Below are 20,095 nucleotides of genomic sequence, written 5' to 3' on the forward strand. Positions count from 1 at the left end.
TTTTTACCTTTTTGCAACAAAGTCGCAATTATATCAAATTTTTTTTAATTTTAAATATATCCCATAATTTTAGAATATATTAAACCTATATATTCATGAAAAGCCACCTCAACTTTATACAAATTTCTACTTGAAAAGTATGAAGAAAAACCTTTTTCTACATGAACTAAATGATTAGTAGGTGCAGCAATTGGATTTAACCCTTGCTTTTGAAAAAGCAACATTGCTCTTTTTATATGGGAAGCTGATGTTACTAAAATAAACTTTTCATTTTTTATGATTTTTTTAGCTTCTATAGCTTCTTGTCTTGTATCTTTAGGGGTATCAAGTCTTAATATATCTTTTGATTTAATTCCTAAGGCATTTGCTAAAAGCTGTTGCATAAAAGCATGTGGATTTTTATCATAGCCACCATAACCAGATACTATAAGTTTTGCATTTTTTAGTTTATTAAAATGCTTTATTCCCTCATTTAATCTATTTTGAGCAATCATATTTACTTGAGAAGTAATACTTAAATTTTCATTACTTATATGCCCATTGCCTAAAACTAATACATATTTTACATCAGGCGTTTGAATTAGTGCTTTATGAGTATTTTCTAAAGGTTCTAAAATCCCATTTGCTATTGGTTGAAAAGATAATAAAGCTAACCAAGAGATAGTAAAAAACAATATGATTTTTGCTTTAGTATATGAGTTTTTAAATAAAAAATAAACTCCAAAAGCAAACATAAAAAGTGCAATTGGTAAAGGAAGTAAAAAAGCTGCTATAAATTTTTTTAGAAAAAACATTTATTTTCCTTTTCCTATTAAAGCCGAAGTATATCCAACTACCCTTGAAGCATCTTTTGTTCTATCATAAGAAGTACAATAGTGTAAAACTTTTGTATCTAAAGTCTTTTTAATTGCACTATTAATCACAGCTTTTACTCCAATTTTTCCACAAGCTTCACAACCTTTATCAAATAAACTCATATCTTTTTTAGCAATTGCATTTAAACAGATATTATCTAGTTTATTTGCTGTTTTTTGATTATGAAAATGACTTAAATCAGTTGAAATTAAAATAAGATTATCTTCATCATCTAAAAATTCATCTATCACTTTGGATAATTTTTCATAATCTATCTTTCCATAGATTATTTCAACTATTGAAGTATCAGGGAAATAGTGCTTTATAAAAGGAGCTTGGGTTTCTGTTGAATGTTCTAAATGTAATTCTTCATTGAAATCTAAAACATCATATTTATCAATAAGCTGCTTTGAATACTCTTTATCAATTTGTATATTTCCAAAAGGTGTTTCATACTCATCATATAAAGCCACACTTGCTTTTTCATAATAAACATTATGTGTAGGACCTATTACTATTACTCTTTTTGGCTTTTTATTTTTACAAATATTATAAGCAATATTTGCAGTAAATCCACTATAAACATATCCAGCATGAGGTACTATCATAGCATTTGTTTCAAAACTTCCATTTACTTTAAAGTTCTTATTAAAGTCATCTATATATCTTAGAATCTCTTCTTTTTTTTCAGGATAAAAACTTCCACAAAAACCTGTCTTTCTAACTGTTTTCATTTTAGAAAAAACTCCTTGTATTTCATAATTACAATTTGGACACATACCATTTCTAAGTTTATTTTCTAAAACTTGAAATCTATTTCTTTTTAATACACTTTGATTACAATTTGGGCAATAAGTATGATTATCAAAACCTATATTTCCAATATAAGCATATTTAAGTCCAACTTCTTTTGCTATATCATTTGCTAATTTTAAAGACTCAAAAGAAGTGTTTGGTAAATCCATCTCTTTATAATCAGGATGAAAAGCCGAAACATGCCAAGGGGTAAACTCATCAAGCTCTTTTTTTATAAACTTAGCTATTTTTGTCAACTCTTCTTTTGAATCATTTTTTGTGGGTACTATTAAAGTTGTAACTTCCACCCATATACCATTTTTCTTAAAATGCTTTAAATTTTCTAATACTTGTGTTAAGCTTCCACCTAGGCTCTTTTTATAATAACTTTCATTAAAAGATTTTAAATCAATGTTTACAGCATCAATAATGCCTTTCATATCATCAATTACTTCCCTACTTTCAAAACCATTTGAAACATAGATATTTTTTATTCCTTGCTTCTTGGCTTCAATTGCACAATCTTTTGCATAAGGATAAAAAATTGTGGGTTCATTATAAGTATAAGAAATAGTTTCACATTTATAATGTTTTGCCATTTTAACTATATCTTTTGGACTATAATAATTTGTTTTATTTATATTATGTTCTTGGGATATTCCATGATTTTGACAAAAAGAACATCTAAAATTACATCCAACAGTACCAATTGAAAAAGATTTTGATTGAGGTAAAACATGATATAAAGGTTTTTTTTCAATTGGATCAATATTCATAGCAGCAGGATAACCATAAACTAAACACTCTATTTTATCACCTGTGTTTTTATTTACTCCACAAATACCAGTTTGATTTGGTTTTAACTTACAATAATAAGAGCATAACTGACAAACTAGTCTGTCATTTTGCTTTTTATAAAAGTTCATTACTTTATCTTTATTGCTGTGTAAATATAAATACTTGGTTTGTCTTCTAAACAGTTTTGAGAAAATCCTGCTTTCTTTGAAAGTTGCGTAAAAAACTGCTCAAAAGAAGGAAGCTGTTCCCAAACTTGAGGTAAAAATGTTGCTCTTTTACCTTCAAGTTCTAAAATAACACCATGTTCATTTACTTTTATTTTCTCTTTCAAATCTTGTGTGTTTTCATATTCAAGTTTTACAGCAGGAGTTAAAACAGATATTTCAATATCTATATTTTTAAACTCCGATGCTGTTAATCTATTAAATCTTAAATCACTAAAAGCAGCATTATAAGCATTTGAAATCACATCATCAAGTAAACTTCTATGTGCAACAAGTGAACCAATACAACCTCTTAATCTTCCATATAAATTTAAAGTGACAAAACAAGCTCGTTTTTCTTTTAAAATAGGGTATTTATCTACTAATTTTTGTTTATTAATTTCAAAACTACTATCAAATTCATTTAAAATTGTATTTCTAGCAATTTCAAGTAAAACTTGTTCTACACTTATTTGCATTCTTCTTCCTATTTTACTTTTATTATATCCTTAATAGCCTCTATAAACATATCACTATCATTTACACACTTACAAACTCTAAACTCTTTAACTCCAATTTCTTCAGCTATTTCTCTATACTCAATATCAAGTTCAAAATCAGTTTCAGAATTATCAACTGTAAATGCAATAGGATAAATAATCACATTTTCATCTTTAAAATTTTCAAGCATATCATCAAGTGATGGGTCAAGCCATTTCATAGGACCTACTTTTGATTGATAAGCTAAATTTATAGACTTAAACTTTTGCCCTTGATTTTCAAGCATTTTTGATAATATTTTTACATGTCTATTCATTTGCTTTTCATAAGGATCACCTTTATCTACAATCTTTTGAGGTAAGCCATGAGCAGAAAATATAAGATTAAATTCACTTGCTTGTGAATTTACTTTTTGTTTTATCTCTTCAACAATACATTTATTGAAAGCTTCATTTTTAAAAAATGTTCCTTTTGTTCTTATTTTAAAAGATTTTTTTGCATAAGCTTTAAAATCTTCTAAAGAAGACTTAGTAGTTGTTGTGGAAAACTGTGGATATAAAGGAAGTAAAGTTACTTCTTCTATTCCATCTTTTTTCATTTGCTCAACTACATCTTTTGCAAAAGGTGGTGTATATCTCATAATTTGATAAGTTTTATATCCTTTTATATTTTCATTTGCTTTATCTACTAACTTTTCAGTTAATGGATTTAAAGGTGAAAATCCACCAATTTCTTCATAGTTTTTCCAAGCACTATTAAGTCTTGAAGTTGTGATAAAAAATGCAATCATTTTTCTAATTAGTTTTGGGGCTGCAATAATATTTTTATCATTAAACATATTTGTTAAAAAAAGTTTTAATTCATTTTTATTTCTAGCTCCACCCATGTTAAGTAAAACTAAGGCTTTTTTATTATTTTCCATTTTAATCCAATCTTATAATTTTATCACTACACCATGTAGCTAAATCAATATCATGTGTAATTAATAAAATTGCACATTCATCTAAATATTTTATTAAAAGTTTCATTACATCATAAGCGATAATATTATCTAAAGCTGATGTTGGTTCATCAACTAAAAGAAGTTTAGGCTTCATTAAAAGTGCTCTTAAAATAGAACATCTTTGTAATTGCCCACCACTTAGCTCATAAGGTTTTTTATACAAAAAATCTTCATTTAAACTCAGTTGTTTCAAATATTTTTTTATATCTTTAGAAAAATCATAATTAATTACATCTTTTATTTGTTCAATTATATTATAAGTGGGATGAAAAGAGTTATAAGGGTCTTGAAAAATAAGACTTAAACTTTGTTTTTCTATAGATCCACTTTGAGGTTTTAAAGTTCCTGTAATTAATTCAAAAAGTGTCGTTTTTCCACTCCCACTTTTTCCGAAAATTGTAAAGAGTTCACCTTTTTTTAAAGTCATTGAAAAATTTTCATAAATAGGTGTGTCTTTTTTATAAGAAAAGCTTAAATTATCAATTTTTAAAACTGTATTATTTTCCATAAAAACCTCTTGGTAATTTAAAAACATACTATATAAAAAACTGCCTTTAGCTTTCCAAAATTCATTTAAAAAATCTTCACAATTGATACACAATTATAGGTAACACTTATATTGATGTAAAAAAGTTAATTGTGAATATTAAGCTAAGCAAAAAGAAAAAATAGCTAAAATGTTTATTCAAATTCAAGGAGAAACAATGAAGAAATTAGTATTAACTACATTATTCGCTGCAGCAACTGCTGCTACTTTATCTGCTGCATCTTTTGCTGCATGTGCTGGATGTCATGGTGCAAATGGTGAAAAGAAAGCTTTAGGTAAATCTGCAGTTATCGCTGGTTGGGATGAAGCAAAAACAATCGCTGCATTAAAAGGTTACAAAGATGGATCTTATGGTGGAGCTATGAAGGGTGTTATGAAAGGTCAAGTTGCTAGACTTTCTGATGCTGATATTGCTGACTTAGCTAAGAAAATTGCTGCATTTAAATAATTAGTAATTCTTCAAGAGGTTAGTTTAACTAACCTCGTTTTTATTCTCATCTTTCTTTATTTTTGATTCTTTAGCGTTTTTTACTTTTTTTTCTTTATTAATAGCATCATTTAAATCATCTTCACTATCAAAAAGCAAACCATCAACCATTTTATTTGAATCATCAAATTGGCCATTTTTTGCACCCCATACAAAAAGTAATAATAAACCAAAAGATATAATCAATCCCACAATTAACATCATAAATAAAGTATCATTTATCATAAATTTATCCTATTTCATTTTTATTCTAAGCGAATTTACAACAACAAGTAATGAGCTTAAACTCATAGATAATGCTGCAACTAAAGGTATAACATATCCAAACATAGCAAAGGGTATTGTAATTATATTATAAACTAAAGATATAGCTAAATTCTGCTTTATAAATTTATATGTTCTTTTTGAAATTACAAAAGATTGTCTTAAAGACATAAGTGAAGAATTTAGTAAAACTATATCAGAAACTTGCATTGTAATATCTGCTGAATTACCCATGGCAACTGCAACATCTGCATTTGATAGGGCAACAGAATCATTTACACCATCACCTACCATAACAACTGTTTTACCTTCTTCTTTAAGTTTTTTAATAAAATTTGCCTTATCAATAGGAGTTTGTTTTGCATAAAACTTGTCAATTGAAAGTTTTTGGCAAACATCTTTTGCTACATTTTCATTATCTCCTGTAAGCATTATAACTTCAATATTATTTTGTTTTAAATATGAAAGCAACTCTTTTGCATTATCTTTTATTTCATCTTCTAGTTCAAAAGTTGCTATAACTTCATCATTTACTGAAAAAATATAAGTAGTTTTATTTGATTCATATTCATAAGCAATATTATTAGCTTCAATTAATTGTTTATTTCCACCAAGTAAAGTAAAGATATTTGAATCTTCATCTTTATATTTTGCACTAAGACCTTTTGCATCTATACTTTTTATATCATAAAGTTCTTGATAAGTTAAATCATATTTTTCTTCTAAATAGTTCTTAACAGCAATACTAACAGGATGTTTTGACGAAGAAGCTAGAGAGTAAAGTAAATTTAATTTTTTTTGATTCTCAGAGCTAATTTCAGTTTTTACAACTTTTAACTTTCCTTTTGTTAAAGTTCCAGTTTTATCAAAAACAACTGTATTTGTTAAAGCAAGTGATTCTATAAACTTAGCTTCTTTAAATAAAAGACCTTTTTTTGCTAATAGTGAAATTCCTATTAAACTAGCCATTGGTGTAGCCAAAGCTAAAGCACAAGGACAAGCAATAACAATAACAGATACAGCAACAATAAAAGACTTTTCAAAATGGTTTGTACCCTCATAATCAAAACCTAAATCAACACCAAAAAAATACCAAACTAAAAAAGTTAAAAAAGAAAGAGTTAAAATAGAAACTGTAAAACCTTTTGAAACTTCATTTGCTTTTGATTGTATTTTCGGTTTTGAATTTAAAGAGTCTTCTAATAAAGTTACAATAGAAGAAAAAGTTGAGTTTTTAAAATCTTTTGTAACTTCAAATTCTATCACACAATTTGTATTAATAGTACCACTATATAAACTATCTCCTTGCTTTTTATATACAGGAAGAGATTCTCCTGTAAGAGAAGATTCATCAAAGGAACCACTCCCTTTTTTTACAATACCATCAACAGGAACTTTATCTCCTGCTTTAATTTCAACAATATCTCCAATATTTATGCTATTTAAAGAAATAGATTCTCTTTTACCATCTTTAATTACTACAGCTTCTAAGGGAAGAGTTGATTTTATTTTATCTAAAGTATCTACTGCTGATTTTTTTCCTATTACTTCTAAGTATTTTCCTACTAGAACAAAAGTAATAATCATAGCAACTGAATCAAAATAACTCTCGCCTTTTGCTCCAAATAAAATAAATAATGAATATATGTAAGTAAGAGTAGCACCAGAAGCTACTAAAAAGTCCATATTTAAAACTCTATTTTTTAAACCATAATATGCACCTTTAAAAAATACCCAACCAGAATAAAATAAAACAGGAGTTGAAAGTAAAAACTCCCCTAAGTGAACCATCCATTTAACTTCATCACTCATTCCAGTAAAAAAGCCTGTATATTTAGCAACCCCTAGCATCATAATATTCATACTACCAACAACAGCAACCATCATCTTTATAAAATAATCTCTTTTGGCTTGAGTTGCTTTTTTATCTGCTATTGAAGAATCATAAGCATAAGCATTGTACCCTATGGATCTTATTCGAAGGATTATATCTGATAGTTTTATTTCTTCACTATCCCAAGTAATAACAGCTTTATTAGTTGTAAAATTAATATTTGCTTCTATAATACCTTTTGTTTCAAAAAGTATTTTTTCATTTAACCATACACAAGCAGCACAATGAATTCCTTCAATAATCAAATCAATTTGCTTAAAACCCTCAGGAGTTGTTCTTATATAAGAGCTTTCAAAACTTGCTGTATTAAATTTTTCTAAATCGTCATTATCTAGTTTTAAAGGTGGAGTAATAGTTTTGTTTCCAAGTTTATCATAAAAAGAATCTAAGCCATCATCTTTTAAAAGATGATAAACTCCTTGACACCCTTTACAACAAAAATTTAATTCACCTTCTTTTATCATAATATCATCATCAAAACTTAAATGACAATGATTACACTTTACTTTTGACACTTATAATATTCCTATTTTTTATAAATAATTTTTTAAATTGATATTTATTTCTAGTTTGACAGTCTTTTTTAGTGAATGATTAACTTTATTTATATCTAAATATGATATTATATCGTAATAATTATGGAGTAAATCTTAATGGTAAATAATATTTCTATATTGAAAAACATAACAATACTTTATGCTGAAGATGAAAAAGATTTAAGAGATGTAACCCATCAAATTTTAAAAGGCTTCACCAAAAAGCAATACTTAGCTCAAGATGGACAAGAAGGTCTTGAACTATTTAAAAAAAATCAAGATGAAATTGATTTAATCATTACTGATGTAAATATGCCAAATATGAATGGCCTTGAAATGGTTAAAGAAATTAAAAAAATAAACATGAATATCCCTATCATAGTAGCAACTGCTTTTTCTAATAAAGAGTATTTATTAGAAGCTATTGATATAGGTGTTGATAAATATGTTCTAAAACCAATTGATGTGGCAAAGTTACTACAAGTAATGTCACAATCACTACTTTATCACGAATTAAAAGATTTATATATAGATAAACTTACAAATCTACCAAATAGAAATAGACTAAAGAAAGATTTAGAAACAACAGAAATTGATTTAATGGCTTTACTTGATATTGACGAATTTTCAACTATCAATGATTTATTTGGTGAAAAAAATGGTGATGTAATTCTTTCTGAATTAGCAAAAGCTATAAAAAAACACTTCAATGAAGAACATTTCAAAATCTATAGAATGGAAGCAGATAAATTTGCTATTGTTTATAAAGATAAAAATGAAGATGTTAATAAATTTTATAATTTGTGTAAAAGTTTTGCAGATAAAATAGAAAAAGACTCATTATTTATAAATGAAGATGAAATTGATATAAATGTAACAATAGGTATCGCAAAAGGTGATGGTTCAAGAGCTTTTAAATACTCACAAAGAGTTATAAATTATGCAAGAAGTAAAATGCAAAGAATCATGATTTATAATGAAGCTTTTAATATTCAAGAATCATTTGAAGAAAATATAAAATGGGTTAAACAAGTAAAAATTGGATTTAGAGAAAACCTTTTCCAAGCGTATTTTCAACCTATCGTAGATACATATACAAAAGAGATTTATAAATATGAAGCACTTATTAGATATGTAACAAAAGACAACAAAGAAATTGCTCCTATTAACTTTATAAATGTAGCAAAAAGAACAAAGTTATATCCTAATATTATTAAAATTGTTATTGATGATTCATTTAAACTTATTAAAAATAAAAACAAAAGAGTTTCTGTAAATATTTCATTTGATGATATCGCAAATGAAGAAACTACTGCATTTATTTATGATATTTTAGAGCAAAATAAAGAATACTCTCATCTTTTAGAATTTGAAATATTAGAGTCAGAAGAGATATCAGACTTTGATGAAGTAACAAAATTTATTGAAAATGTAAGAAAATTCAACTGTTCAGTTGGAGTTGATGATTTTGGAGCAGGATACTCAAACTTCAATCTTTTAACATTACTTGATATTGATTTTGTAAAAATAGATGGTTCATTAATTGAAAATATTAATACTTCAAAAGATTTAGAAATTATAGTTACAACAATTGCTAATTTCTCAAAAGAATTTGGTGTAAAAACTGTAGCTGAATTTGTATCTAAAGAAGAAATTTATGAAAAAATAAAAGAATTAAAAATCGATTATTGTCAAGGTTACTACTTTGAAAGACCAATAAACTATGACTGTATTAAGTAGGCTTATTTAAGCCAACTTAATACTATATTTTCTTTATTATAAAGTTTTGTTTTTATTCTAGCAATATTAGCAATACTTACTAATTGCTTTGAAGCAGCTTCTAAATCATCATTTACTATAAAGTAATCATAATCTTGAAAAAACTCTACTTCTTGTTTTGCATTTTTAATTCTTTTTTCTATAACATCTTTTGAATCAGTAGCTCTGTGATTTAATCTACTTTCTAATTGAGTTAAATTTGGAGTTGTAATAAAAACAGAAGTAACAACATCATCTAGTTGTTTTCTAACTAATTCATGACCTTGTACATCAATATCAAAAATTACAAGTTTTCCTTCATTTAAAGCCTCTTTAACTGGCTTTAAAGATGTACCATAATAGTTTCCATGAACATTTGCGTACTCTAAAAAATCACCATTTTCTATATCTTTTTCAAACTCTTCTTTTGAAGTAAATAAGTAATCGACACCATGTTTTTCACCTTCTCTAGGCTCTCTTGTAGTTGTAGATATTGAAAAATAGTAATCTTCAATATCTTTATATACTTCTTTTAATAAAGTAGACTTACCACAACCACTAGGACCTGATAAGATAAGAATTGCACCATGTTTTTCTGTTATCAACTATTTATCCTTTAACACTAATCTAATATCAACGCTTTTGCCACTTGAAAGCTTATCAATCACTTCTTGATTAAACTTTTCTAAAAATGGCTTTAGCTCATTTATACTGTAATCACTTAAAACCAATTTATAAGGTAAAAGCTCTGATTCACCTTGACCTTCATCTAAGTTAAATTCATACTCTTTTACTTCTTCTAGGGCATCATCAATAATATCAGAAATATCTTTCCAATCTTGCTGATCCATAGCTACTTCATTTTGGATCTCTTCTTCTTTTAGAATATTATTGATTTTATTAAGTTCATTATCATCTAAAACTCCACCCTCTTTTAGAGAAGCTAAACTTACTATACTCTCATCATTGTCATCTTCAATATCAGAATAAATATCATCAGCTAAAGACTCAACATACTCAGTAATAGGAATAGTAACTTCTTCATCTTCAAAATAGTCATCTTCAAGATTAGAATGTCTAGGAGTATTTATAAACTTTTCTGTGGCGGCTTTTTCATCTTCTTTTATATTTTCAACTTCTTCTTTAATAATTTCTTGAAGTTTTGTAGGTAAAAAAGGTCTTGGTATTATAAAATCTCTTGATTTATCAAAAGGAAGTTCTTCACTTGAAATAGCTCCAAGTCTTTTTGAATATTGCTTAATAATATTAAACTTGTCATCAATAAAACTTTGATCAATTACAATTAAATCATAATTTTCTTTTACACTAGTATCATCTGTAATTGTTAAATCTAAGTTTAATTTTTTACATACTAATGAAAATATTTGTTCTATTATTGCAGTTTCACATATCAATAATAATTTCACTTTATCTCCTGCAATTTTTTATCAACAAGTTTATAAACTTTATCACATCTCATAGCTAAGTCATTTTCATGTGTAACAAGAATTAAACCTGCTTCTTTTTCTTCAATATAACTAAATAGTGTATCCATAACAATATTTGCTGTATCTTTATCAAGATTACCTGTTGGTTCATCAGCAAATATAATTTTTGGCTTTTTTGTCAAAACTCTAGCAATAGATAATCTTTGTTGTTGTCCACCACTTAGCTCTCCTACAGCTTGATTTAAAACATGCTGTATTCCTAAATCTTTTAGTAATTTATTATCTATTTCTTCTGTACTTAAAAGTTTAGCAATATCTAAATTTTCATTTGCAGTAAACCCTCTGAAAAGATAATGTGCCTGAAATATTATACCAAAATCTTCTCTTCTTATCTTTAAAAGATTTTTTTGCTTTATATTATATAGGCTTTTATTTTCAAAAAACACTTCACCTTTAAAAGGTTTTAGTAATGAAGATAAAATATTTAAAAGTGTAGATTTTCCACTTCCACTTGTACCAATAATAGCAATAGATTGTTTTTTGTATAATGACAGATTTATATTTTCAAAAAGTTCATAATCAAATTTATGAAATAAATTTTCAGCTTTTAAAAGAGGAGAAGTAATGAGTGCCTCTTTTTTATTTTGTACACCCATTACATAATCCTTTTAAGTAGTTATAATTATAAATAATTATTAGTTACCCATTTGTGCAGCAACTTCTGCAGCAAAATCTTCTTCTTTTTTCTCGATACCTTCACCAAGTTCAAATCTTACATACTCAACGATTTCAATTGATGCGTCAACAGCTTTAATAGCTTCTTCAACAGTCATTGAATCATCCATAACATAAGTTTGTGATAATAATGCATGAGTTTTATCTAATTGAGAGTTATCTTCAATCCATCTGTTAATTTTACCAGCAACGATGTTGTCGATAATTTTTTCAGGTTTACCTTGAGCGATTAACTCTTCTTTCATTTCATTTTTTGCAGCTTCAATAGCTTCATCAGTTAATTGTTGTTTAGAAACAAACTGAGGGATATTTTTAAGAGGTTTTCCAAGTCTTACTAACTCTTCATTCTCTTTTTCAATATCAGCAATAATTGCTTTGTTTTCTGATTCAATGAATTCAGCTGATAAATCTGAATAAGAAATAACAGTTGGCTTCATAGAAGCTGCGTGCATTGCAACTCTTTTTAATAATTCAGCAGTCTTTTCTTTAGCAGCGTCATCACATTTAGCAGCTAAAACAACCCCTACTTTTCCTAAGTGAACATAACCATTTACTACAGGACCTTCAACATTTACAACTTTTCTTGCAACTAAGTTTTCACCAATAACTGCAATTTTTTCATTTAAGAAAGTTGTAAAGTCTTGACCTTCAATATTAGAAGCAGCTAAAGCTTCTGCATCATTTAAGTTATTTTCTTGTGCATGAGTTGTAATTTGATTAGTTAATGCAATAAACTGCTCATTTTTAGCAACGAAGTCAGTTTGTGAATTAACCTCAGTCATTGTAGCTTTAGTTTTGTCATCATTAACAATAATAGTTACTAAACCTTCAGCAGCAACATTACCTGATTTTTTAGCAGCTTTTGCAAGACCTTGCTCTCTTAACCAAGTTTGTGCTTCTTCGATATTACCATCACACTCATTTAATGCTTTTTTACAATCAAGCATTCCTGCACCAGATTTTTCTCTTAATTCTTTAATTAATTTTGGAGTTGCACCAGCCATAATTACGCTTCCTCAGTTTTTGATTCGTTTGCTTCAGCTTCACCTTCTGCAACAGCTTCAGCTACTACTTCTTGTGCTTCTTCTGCAGAAACAACTTCCTCTTCTTGACCTTCTTCAGCTAATGCAGCTTTACCTTCGTTAATTGCTGCAGCCATTTCATTACAAAATAGTTGAATAGATCTGATTGCATCATCGTTACCTGGAATTGGTAAATCAACTAAATCAGGGTCACAGTTAGTATCTAAAGGAGCAATAACAGTAATTCCTAATCTTCTAGCTTCTTTGATTGCAATTCTTTCTTTTACCGCATCAATAATGAACATCATATCTGGTAATTTGTTCATTTCTTTAATACCACCTAGGTAAAGCTCTAACTTTTGCTCTTTTCTAGAAAGCATTAATGCTTCTTTTTTAGTTAATAAGTCTAATTGACCTTCTTCTCTCATCTTTTTGATGATTTCTAATTTTCTAATAGATTTTTTGATTGTTCCGTAGTTTGTTAACATACCACCTAACCATCTGTGGTTAACGTAAGGCATATCACAAGATTCAGCAGCTCTTTTAATAGCTTCACTTGCTTGCTTTTTAGTACCAACAAATACCATTGTTTGACCTTCAGCAGCTCTGTCTCTTACTACATTATATGTATATCTGAAATATCTTAATGTTTTTTGTAAATCAATAATATAAATGTTCTTTCTTACACCGAAAATGAATTTTTTCATTTTTGGATTCCATCTTCTTGTTTGGTGTCCGAAGTGTACACCACACTCTAATAGGTCTTTCATTGTAACCATAGTATCTCCTTGGATATATTTAAAATTGGGTTTTGCCTCTGTGTCCCTTAATGCAAAATTGCACAACCCATAACAGGAATTTGACACATGTGACATTTCTAATTAAAATTAGAACCGTGATTTTATCTAAGATAAGTTTAATTTTTCTTTAAGCCATAAAACTTAACATATACTTGTATATTAAGCTAGTGATTCTTCAAACTCCAATTCAATAATATCTTTATTTTTTTCTAAATTCTCTTTTAATGACTTTGAAAACTCATCAGGATAAACTTCTTTTTTATTCAACTTTATTGCATCAAAAATTTCTTCTACTACTTCAACAGTTGAAGATTTAGGAATATCACTTTCTTTTGTCATATTTGTATCAATAGGACCTGGTAAAACTTCTAATACACTGATGTCTTTAGATTTCATTTCAGCTCTAAGTGCTTGTGTAAGAGAATGTAAAGCACTTTTTGAAGCAGAATATAAGCCCATAACTGGAAAGTTGCATAAAGCCAATACTGATGTAATATTTACAATTTTCGCTCCTTTATTTAGTTTTATAATTAATGATTTTGTTAAATTTAACGTACCAATAACATTTACATCAAAATCAAGAGTTGAAGCTTCAAGTATTCTTTTTTGACTATTTACTCCTGCATTATTTATTAAAAGATCTATATTATCAATATTTAAAGTTAAATTTTTTAGATCTTCTTTATTTGTTATATCTACTTTTACTAACTGAACTTTTGAAGATAAGTTTTGGATATTTCTAGCTTTTGAGATACTCCTTACTGTACAGTAAATCTTTTTTACATTTTGAGTTAACATTTTTTCAACTAATGTTTTACCAAGTCCTCCATTTGCCCCACTAATTAAAACTATTTTATTTTCTAAATTCATATTGTTCCTTTGATTTATTTATAAAAGCATACATCAAAAAATCTTTTTTGTCAACTTGATTGACAAAATTAATATTTATTGTTATAGTTTCATAAAAAAGGACAATCATGAAAAATTTTCTAACTATACACAGCTCAATATATCTAATATTTGCAGTTGTTTTATTTTTTATTCCAAATCAATTATGGCCACTATATGGTATGCAAATAAATGACGAATACGCAATGTTCTTGTCACAACATAACAGTATTTTTCTTGGAGGGATAGGTTTTATAGGTTTATTCTTTAGAAATATGCAAAGTAATATTGAGGTTTATACACAATTATTGAAAGGTTTATTAGTAACAAATCTTTTAGGTTTTATCATAACTTTTTATGCATGTTTAAAAGGATACTTTTCAGGTTTTGGTTGGTCAGATCCAATTTTCTTTTTTGTTTTATTAATTTTATGTTTTATCGAAATAAAAAAAATAAATAAATAATATTAAAATTAGCTAGGCAATTAGAGTTTACTAAACTTATTGCCTAGTTAATTTTGTCATTATGTAATTGCATTTAAAATTAAAAAAATTGAAAATTCAGCCTCTGGCATAACTATTTTTCTATAAATTACATTTAAAATTAAAAGTAAAATCCACCCACTAACAAAAAAAGCTAAGTATCTTAACTTTTGATTAGTTTCTCTACTATATATATACATTGACTTATTGCCTGTTTCATTTTTTATATCATATATAGATTTTAAAAAGCTTTCTGTGGCAAGAGATAAAATAAATATATAGAAATAGTCTATTTTCTCAAATAAAATAAAACTAAATATGGAAAGGCACAATAAAAATGTAACTATCATGAATATATCATCTTTATTCAATATTATTCCTTTATGAATTAATAGTAATAGCGGTCAAATGTTGAATTATAATTTTGACTTTTTTTAAGGTGGCGACTGACCTCTATTTTTCTATTTTTTTATCTTTGAAACTCCACTTTCCAAAAGTGAAGACTTCAAACCCCAGATACAATTTTCATAAAATTACACTTGAAACTAATAAAGAGGTTTATTTCTTTTATTATATTCAGATATACACTTTGAATATGGTAAAATATATATTAACGCTTTATATGTAAAAAAAATGGTTATCCCCCCTGCTATTAATGGGGTTATTATATCTTTACAAATTGCAGCTATAATAATAGCTAATATATACAATACCCCGATTTTAGCATTTTTAAGATGCTTATCGCAGTTTGTTTCCACTATTTTAATACCTCCTTCATAAAGTATCCTATTGTTTTTCTATCTTCATTCATCGTATCAATTGCATTATTTTTAATAGTATCACTAACTTGTTGTAAAATTCCTTTTTCTCCTGCAATATATAAAAGTACTTCAGAAGAAAAGTTTGTAACCTCCCAAAATAGTGACTCTGGAGAAAATGGAGTTGATTCTATTGAATGCATAACTACTAAAGCACCTGATACTTGATTTACAACATGTAAACCTTTTTTATATCCCGGTTTAATTGTAGTTTCCATAGGATGTTTCTTTGGATTTCCTAATGCTTTTTTCATATATAATTCTTCTCCATAATTATTAAACATATGAATAAAAGCACCAGTTACAGCACCATTAGCAAACTTTCCACCAGTATTTTGAGATACTGTTCCACCAACAACAGCGATTGATGTTCTTAAAGTAAATCCTCCTGCACCATCTCCACCTAATTTAGGAATTAAAATCAGGTGTTAAATTGTGAATTTGACTTTTTTTAAAGTGGAAATTCATGACCTGACCCCTAATTTTTTGACCCCTATTTTTTTAATTATTACTAGTATTTTTCACTTTTATTTAATGATATATATGCAAGTACTCCATATAAAAGTACGGTAGTAAGAATAACTATACTTTGAAAATAGATTCCTATTAAAAATATTAATATTAATATTGTACTATATTTTTTCATCTTAACTCTCCTTAAAAGTAATTTGGATTTAAAGCAGGATTTGTATATGGATTATTTATCTGAATATTTTTCATATCATGCCATAATTTTTGAGCTGTTCTTCTTACTCCTGTCGCTTCATAAATTAAAGTTTCAACTTTGCTCCTGCTACACCTGCTCCTGCAATAAAATATGGATTAATAGACTTCTCTATAAATATTGCCACTGTTACTCCTAAAGCAAAACCTACTCCTGCATCCAATGCAACATCTAATAAATTTAAACCTTTATCTATAAACTTTACAAATAATGGATATTCATTGGAATGTTCTTTTATTCTTTGATTCTGACCTTCTACTGAATTTGCATAGCCAAACCGATTAAACAAATGAACAAACGCACCAGTAACAGTACCATTAGTAAATTTTCCACCAGTATTTTGAGATACTGTTCCACCACCAACAACAATTGATATTCTTAAAGTAAATCCTCTTGCATATGTTGAATTATAAATTTATCTTTTTTTAAACTGGTAATTCATGACCTGACCCCTATTTTTAGTGGGGAGTCAACCTTTGGATTAAATAAATATACTACTTACTTTTCATCAGGATATTCTTTTTTTATACGCTTAAAAATAAATTAAAAAAATAAAGATATTAAACCTAAAAAAATAAATATTAATACATTTTCAATTAATTTTTCATATTCTTGATTAACTAAATTAAAAAATATTAATATAGTTACAAATGTTAAAATTAAATAAACAATCACTATTCTTCCTTATTACTTTTTTAAACTAGCTCCATCAATATAAACTTTTATATCATCATAAAAGCCAAATGAAACTGAGGCAGCACCAGTAACTATCCTAGAAAACTCCAAGTATTACTCCTTCTTTACCAAAAGATTTACCATAATTAGCTCCTATAGAAGCGCCTGCTATTCCAACATTATTAATCTTCCCTATATTTGATTCTAGTACCTCATTTATTTCGTTTAAATCACTTCTTACTTTATAATGTGTTCTCCAACTAGAAACACTTTTATCCATAGATAAAGCATTTGCCTCAGCCTTTTTTCTCATTATTTCTAATTCTTTTTGATTTAATGATTTTGCCATTTCTGCATTAAACATATGAGTAAATGCACCTGAAACAGCACCATTAGCAAACTTTCCACCAGTATTTTGAGATACTGTTCCACCAACAACAGCAGCAATTGATGTTCTTAAAGTAAATCTTCCTACACAATCTCCACCTAATTTAGAAATTAAGTGATCAGGTCTTGAATTGTGATTTTGACTTTTTTTAAAGTGGCGACTGACCCCTATTTTCGAAATAATAGTCTCTAAAACTTTCACTTATTAAAACATAGAATGCAAGTTAAAGTTCAGGTTTTTGAAATTTATCATTTTTATCATTTGATACAATAAAACTTATAATAGCTAAAATTAATACCCCTACTCCCGCAGAGATACTAACAAAATAAAAACATAAAATTGTCATTGAAATAAAAAATATCAATTTTTTCATAATTAACTCTTTAAAAATAATTTGGATTTGCGGCAGGATTAACATATGGACTGTTTATTTGAACATTTTTTAAGTCATGCCAAAGTTTTTGTGCAACTGCTCTTCCTCTTGTAGCTTCTAGGGCGAAAGTAAGTTTAACTTCTTTTGCTGCACCAGCAACAGCAACACCACCGGATTATAGACTTTTCTAAAAATAATTGCTTCTCCCACTGCAGTTACTGCTCCTGTAATGGCACTTAGGCCTATATCTAATGCATTCAAACCATTATCAACAAATTTAATAAAATTTGGATATTCATCTTTGTTATCCTTAATTCTTTGACTTTGACCTTCTTCATTTTTTGCATAACCTGCATAACGATTAAACAAATGAACAAACGCACCAGTTACAGCACCATTAGCAAATTTCCCACCATTAATTGAAGAAACTGTTCCAGAAACTACTGCTGTTACCATTGTTCCTAATTTTTTACCCCAAGAACTATTTGCAGCAAATGCACTACTTGCAAATCCTGACCAAAAACCAGAACTCCATCTTCCTCCTTGAGCTTTTGTTATAGCAGACCTTGTTAATCCATGCATAGCAGCTTTGGTAGTGGCTAATCCTACGTTTCCACCTTCAAATAAAGATGCTTTATGTGCAATATCAGAACCAACGTTAAACACACCTGCTGCAACTTCTGCTACTCCCCATGCTACACCAGCACTAACTGCTCCCCAAAAGGCACCTTTTAATCCAGCTTTTAAAACATTGTTAAAGGATCCACCATTTAATAATGAGCCAGTGACTCCTCCTGCAAATCCTGCTAATGCTCCACTTGCAAGCATCGCACCTAGACTTGCTCCACCTGTAGCTAATGCTACTCCAATAGTAACTGCTATTGTAATAATAGGCTTAATATATTTCTTAATCTTCTTAAAGAAAAAACCACTTGGATCTGTATACTTTAATGGATTATTTTTTACATAAGTATATCTATTATAACTTTGAGTATCATAAGGACTTTGTATATGTGGATCTGCACTTAAAAATCTTCCAAGTGTGGGGTCATATACTCTTCCGTTCATGTGAATTAGATTGAACTCTTTTATATGTTCATGTCCTGTAAACCCTCTTTTTGTTAAGGCATTATTTTCTGAAACTTCATTTTGCCATGAACCTATAATTCTATTACCAAAAGGTTTATAGCTTACTCTTTGTATTACTTTTCCACTTTCATTTGTTATGGTATCTACTGATCCTAAAGCATCTTTATGAAAGTATTGTACTGTTGGGATAAATGATGAATATTTTATAGTAAGGGTCAGGTATTGAATTATGATTTTGACTTTTTTTAAAGTGGAAATTCATGACCTGCCCCCTATTTTTATGATCTGACCCCTATTTCTTAATTAGTAAGTTTTTTCTTAATAAATTTGCTTAATTCTTTAAACTCCATTGGTTTAAATTTATGGTATATATAGCCAAAAACAAAAGCAATAATTGCTGTTCCGAATACACCACCTCTATTAAAATTAATAACTTCAAATATATTTAATAAAATAGCTGTTAGATAAAGCCATAAAATACATAGACTTATATATGCAATTGTATACTTTATATATTTAATCATTACATTCCTTATTTTAGTGGAGTTATTGTAAACTGTAAGGGAGCATATTCATTATATATTTCATATGGTTGAAGTACTCTATCTGTTAAAATTATTTTAAAAGTTGTTGCTGTGATATCAATTCCTTCGCCAATCGAAATTACTAATGGTTTTTTAGCTACAGCTCCTGCTATAACTAGAGCAGCTCCAGTATCTGCTACTTTATCTAAAATGTTAACTACATCTTTTTTAGTGTAATTAGGATTATTATCATAATAATTTCTTAAGTCTTTTAAAGTACCATCTGAATTATACCCAATAGGATAGGATCTTTTCATATAACTATTAAATTTACCCATTTCAGCATTAAACATATGAGTAAATGCACCTGAAACAGCACCATTAGCAAACTTTCCACCAGTATTTTGAGATACCGTTCCACCAACAACAACAACAGCGATTGATGTTCTTAAAGTAAATTCTCTTGAAATTGTGAATTTGACTTTTTT

The 20,095-nt window shown here is 27.7% G+C and carries 25 protein-coding genes; 3 read left to right on the top strand and 22 right to left on the bottom strand.

Translation table 11 applies throughout. The annotated features are described in order from the left end of the window. Nucleotides 1-50: 50 nt before the first annotated feature. Genes ACH5BH_RS03755 through ACH5BH_RS03775 form a run of 5 tightly spaced genes read right to left on the bottom strand, consistent with a single transcriptional unit; the run spans nucleotide 51 to nucleotide 4,663 of the window. Nucleotides 51-794, bottom strand: a complete 744-nt coding sequence (locus ACH5BH_RS03755) for an ElyC/SanA/YdcF family protein (protein WP_423297511.1) — start codon at nucleotides 792-794, stop codon at nucleotides 51-53. Continuing rightward, nucleotides 795-2,576, bottom strand: a complete 1,782-nt coding sequence (gene amrS, locus ACH5BH_RS03760; protein WP_423297512.1) for an AmmeMemoRadiSam system radical SAM enzyme — start codon at nucleotides 2,574-2,576, stop codon at nucleotides 795-797. Then, a complete protein-coding gene (gene amrA / locus ACH5BH_RS03765) occupies nucleotides 2,576-3,130 on the bottom strand; it encodes an AmmeMemoRadiSam system protein A (protein ID WP_423297513.1) in 555 nt (184 codons plus the stop codon). Before amrA ends, amrS begins: the two co-directional genes overlap by 1 nt. A gap of 8 nt (nucleotides 3,131-3,138) precedes the next feature. Beyond that, complete coding sequence (gene hemH, locus ACH5BH_RS03770; RefSeq protein ID WP_423297514.1) at nucleotides 3,139-4,074, bottom strand: ferrochelatase; 936 nt, start codon at nucleotides 4,072-4,074, stop codon at nucleotides 3,139-3,141. A gap of 1 nt (nucleotide 4,075) precedes the next feature. Further along, nucleotides 4,076-4,663, bottom strand: coding sequence for an ATP-binding cassette domain-containing protein (locus tag ACH5BH_RS03775; RefSeq protein WP_423297515.1), 588 nt, complete (start codon nucleotides 4,661-4,663; stop codon nucleotides 4,076-4,078). A 196-nt stretch (nucleotides 4,664-4,859) separates the two neighbouring features. On the opposite strand from ACH5BH_RS03775, the gene ACH5BH_RS03780 reads away from it, so the two are divergent. After that, nucleotides 4,860-5,150 (top strand): c-type cytochrome, encoded by a 291-nt coding sequence (locus tag ACH5BH_RS03780; protein WP_404306523.1) that lies wholly within the window; start codon nucleotides 4,860-4,862, stop codon nucleotides 5,148-5,150. Nucleotides 5,151-5,174: 24 nt separating this feature from the next. On the opposite strand, the gene ccoS is transcribed toward ACH5BH_RS03780, so the two are convergent. Both ccoS and ACH5BH_RS03790 read right to left on the bottom strand, forming a co-directional pair. Next, nucleotides 5,175-5,414: a cbb3-type cytochrome oxidase assembly protein CcoS gene (gene ccoS, locus ACH5BH_RS03785; protein WP_404306525.1), complete on the bottom strand. Its 240-nt coding sequence runs from the start codon at nucleotides 5,412-5,414 to the stop codon at nucleotides 5,175-5,177. Nucleotides 5,415-5,423: 9 nt separating this feature from the next. Next, nucleotides 5,424-7,862 (bottom strand): heavy metal translocating P-type ATPase, encoded by a 2,439-nt coding sequence (locus ACH5BH_RS03790; RefSeq protein WP_423297516.1) that lies wholly within the window; start codon nucleotides 7,860-7,862, stop codon nucleotides 5,424-5,426. 138 nt (nucleotides 7,863-8,000) lie between these two features. Here ACH5BH_RS03790 and ACH5BH_RS03795 point away from each other — a divergent pair, with 138 nt between their 5' ends. Beyond that, on the top strand, nucleotides 8,001-9,623 hold the full coding sequence (locus ACH5BH_RS03795; protein ID WP_404306529.1) for an EAL domain-containing response regulator: 1,623 nt from the start codon (nucleotides 8,001-8,003) through the stop codon (nucleotides 9,621-9,623). Between the two features lie 2 nt (nucleotides 9,624-9,625). On the opposite strand, the gene gmk is transcribed toward ACH5BH_RS03795, so the two are convergent. The 6 genes from gmk to ACH5BH_RS03825 all read right to left on the bottom strand — a co-directional run bounded on the left by gmk (nucleotide 9,626) and on the right by ACH5BH_RS03825 (nucleotide 14,516). After that, nucleotides 9,626-10,243 (bottom strand): guanylate kinase, encoded by a 618-nt coding sequence (gene gmk / locus ACH5BH_RS03800; RefSeq protein WP_423297747.1) that lies wholly within the window; start codon nucleotides 10,241-10,243, stop codon nucleotides 9,626-9,628. 3 nt (nucleotides 10,244-10,246) lie between these two features. Beyond that, on the bottom strand, nucleotides 10,247-11,068 hold the full coding sequence (locus ACH5BH_RS03805; RefSeq protein WP_423297517.1) for a hypothetical protein: 822 nt from the start codon (nucleotides 11,066-11,068) through the stop codon (nucleotides 10,247-10,249). Next, complete coding sequence (locus ACH5BH_RS03810; RefSeq protein WP_404306533.1) at nucleotides 11,065-11,745, bottom strand: ABC transporter ATP-binding protein; 681 nt, start codon at nucleotides 11,743-11,745, stop codon at nucleotides 11,065-11,067. Before ACH5BH_RS03810 ends, ACH5BH_RS03805 begins: the two co-directional genes overlap by 4 nt. A 39-nt stretch (nucleotides 11,746-11,784) precedes the next feature. Next, a complete protein-coding gene (gene tsf / locus ACH5BH_RS03815; RefSeq protein ID WP_404306535.1) occupies nucleotides 11,785-12,828 on the bottom strand; it encodes a translation elongation factor Ts in 1,044 nt (347 codons plus the stop codon). Nucleotides 12,829-12,830: 2 nt separating this feature from the next. After that, nucleotides 12,831-13,625, bottom strand: a complete 795-nt coding sequence (gene rpsB, locus ACH5BH_RS03820) for a 30S ribosomal protein S2 (RefSeq protein WP_404306537.1) — start codon at nucleotides 13,623-13,625, stop codon at nucleotides 12,831-12,833. Between the two features lie 180 nt (nucleotides 13,626-13,805). Beyond that, nucleotides 13,806-14,516, bottom strand: coding sequence for an SDR family NAD(P)-dependent oxidoreductase (locus tag ACH5BH_RS03825; protein ID WP_423297518.1), 711 nt, complete (start codon nucleotides 14,514-14,516; stop codon nucleotides 13,806-13,808). Between the two features lie 107 nt (nucleotides 14,517-14,623). On the opposite strand from ACH5BH_RS03825, the gene ACH5BH_RS03830 reads away from it, so the two are divergent. Continuing rightward, a complete protein-coding gene (locus ACH5BH_RS03830) occupies nucleotides 14,624-14,998 on the top strand; it encodes a hypothetical protein (RefSeq protein ID WP_404306539.1) in 375 nt (124 codons plus the stop codon). Between the two features lie 59 nt (nucleotides 14,999-15,057). Here ACH5BH_RS03830 and ACH5BH_RS03835 read toward each other — a convergent pair whose 3' ends face one another. The 9 genes from ACH5BH_RS03835 to ACH5BH_RS03875 form a co-directional block, all read right to left on the bottom strand. Continuing rightward, nucleotides 15,058-15,387, bottom strand: coding sequence for a hypothetical protein (locus ACH5BH_RS03835; RefSeq protein WP_423297519.1), 330 nt, complete (start codon nucleotides 15,385-15,387; stop codon nucleotides 15,058-15,060). A gap of 386 nt (nucleotides 15,388-15,773) precedes the next feature. Next, entirely contained in the window at nucleotides 15,774-16,088 is a 315-nt protein-coding gene (locus ACH5BH_RS03840) for a hypothetical protein (protein WP_423297520.1), read from the bottom strand. A gap of 257 nt (nucleotides 16,089-16,345) precedes the next feature. After that, nucleotides 16,346-16,480, bottom strand: a complete 135-nt coding sequence (locus tag ACH5BH_RS03845; protein ID WP_423297521.1) for a hypothetical protein — start codon at nucleotides 16,478-16,480, stop codon at nucleotides 16,346-16,348. A 124-nt stretch (nucleotides 16,481-16,604) separates the two neighbouring features. Continuing rightward, complete coding sequence (locus ACH5BH_RS03850; RefSeq protein ID WP_423297522.1) at nucleotides 16,605-16,847, bottom strand: hypothetical protein; 243 nt, start codon at nucleotides 16,845-16,847, stop codon at nucleotides 16,605-16,607. A 483-nt stretch (nucleotides 16,848-17,330) separates the two neighbouring features. Then, nucleotides 17,331-17,822, bottom strand: coding sequence for a hypothetical protein (locus tag ACH5BH_RS03855; RefSeq protein WP_423297523.1), 492 nt, complete (start codon nucleotides 17,820-17,822; stop codon nucleotides 17,331-17,333). Nucleotides 17,823-17,844: 22 nt separating this feature from the next. After that, complete coding sequence (locus tag ACH5BH_RS03860) at nucleotides 17,845-17,994, bottom strand: hypothetical protein (RefSeq protein WP_423297524.1); 150 nt, start codon at nucleotides 17,992-17,994, stop codon at nucleotides 17,845-17,847. Nucleotides 17,995-18,111: 117 nt separating this feature from the next. Next, a complete protein-coding gene (locus ACH5BH_RS03865; protein ID WP_423297748.1) occupies nucleotides 18,112-19,341 on the bottom strand; it encodes an RHS repeat domain-containing protein in 1,230 nt (409 codons plus the stop codon). Between the two features lie 41 nt (nucleotides 19,342-19,382). Continuing rightward, nucleotides 19,383-19,607 carry a hypothetical protein gene (locus ACH5BH_RS03870; RefSeq protein ID WP_423297525.1) on the bottom strand — a complete coding sequence of 75 codons (225 nt, stop codon included), beginning with the start codon at nucleotides 19,605-19,607 and terminating at the stop codon, nucleotides 19,383-19,385. Nucleotides 19,608-19,615: 8 nt separating this feature from the next. Next, nucleotides 19,616-19,960 (bottom strand): hypothetical protein, encoded by a 345-nt coding sequence (locus ACH5BH_RS03875; protein WP_423297526.1) that lies wholly within the window; start codon nucleotides 19,958-19,960, stop codon nucleotides 19,616-19,618. Between the last annotated feature and the right edge of the window lie 135 nt (nucleotides 19,961-20,095).

The sequence above is a fragment of the Arcobacter rhizosphaerae genome (assembly GCF_049472155.1).
Classification (GTDB): domain Bacteria; phylum Campylobacterota; class Campylobacteria; order Campylobacterales; family Arcobacteraceae; genus Arcobacter_B.

Coding starts and splice junctions, on each gene's coding strand:
- ACH5BH_RS03755 (WP_423297511.1), bottom strand. CDS start 794: ATGTTTTTTCTAAAAAAATTTATAGCAGCTTTTTTACTTCCTTTACCA.
- amrS (WP_423297512.1), bottom strand. CDS start 2,576: ATGAACTTTTATAAAAAGCAAAATGACAGACTAGTTTGTCAGTTATGC.
- amrA (WP_423297513.1), bottom strand. CDS start 3,130: ATGCAAATAAGTGTAGAACAAGTTTTACTTGAAATTGCTAGAAATACA.
- hemH (WP_423297514.1), bottom strand. CDS start 4,074: ATGGAAAATAATAAAAAAGCCTTAGTTTTACTTAACATGGGTGGAGCT.
- ACH5BH_RS03775 (WP_423297515.1), bottom strand. CDS start 4,663: ATGGAAAATAATACAGTTTTAAAAATTGATAATTTAAGCTTTTCTTAT.
- ACH5BH_RS03780 (WP_404306523.1), top strand. CDS start 4,860: ATGAAGAAATTAGTATTAACTACATTATTCGCTGCAGCAACTGCTGCT.
- ccoS (WP_404306525.1), bottom strand. CDS start 5,414: ATGATAAATGATACTTTATTTATGATGTTAATTGTGGGATTGATTATA.
- ACH5BH_RS03795 (WP_404306529.1), top strand. CDS start 8,001: ATGGTAAATAATATTTCTATATTGAAAAACATAACAATACTTTATGCT.
- ACH5BH_RS03810 (WP_404306533.1), bottom strand. CDS start 11,745: ATGGGTGTACAAAATAAAAAAGAGGCACTCATTACTTCTCCTCTTTTA.
- tsf (WP_404306535.1), bottom strand. CDS start 12,828: ATGGCTGGTGCAACTCCAAAATTAATTAAAGAATTAAGAGAAAAATCT.
- rpsB (WP_404306537.1), bottom strand. CDS start 13,625: ATGGTTACAATGAAAGACCTATTAGAGTGTGGTGTACACTTCGGACAC.
- ACH5BH_RS03825 (WP_423297518.1), bottom strand. CDS start 14,516: ATGAATTTAGAAAATAAAATAGTTTTAATTAGTGGGGCAAATGGAGGA.
- ACH5BH_RS03830 (WP_404306539.1), top strand. CDS start 14,624: ATGAAAAATTTTCTAACTATACACAGCTCAATATATCTAATATTTGCA.
- ACH5BH_RS03840 (WP_423297520.1), bottom strand. CDS start 16,088: ATGAAAAAAGCATTAGGAAATCCAAAGAAACATCCTATGGAAACTACA.
- ACH5BH_RS03845 (WP_423297521.1), bottom strand. CDS start 16,480: ATGAAAAAATATAGTACAATATTAATATTAATATTTTTAATAGGAATC.
- ACH5BH_RS03860 (WP_423297524.1), bottom strand. CDS start 17,994: ATGAAAAAATTGATATTTTTTATTTCAATGACAATTTTATGTTTTTAT.
- ACH5BH_RS03870 (WP_423297525.1), bottom strand. CDS start 19,607: ATGATTAAATATATAAAGTATACAATTGCATATATAAGTCTATGTATT.
- ACH5BH_RS03875 (WP_423297526.1), bottom strand. CDS start 19,960: ATGTTTAATGCTGAAATGGGTAAATTTAATAGTTATATGAAAAGATCC.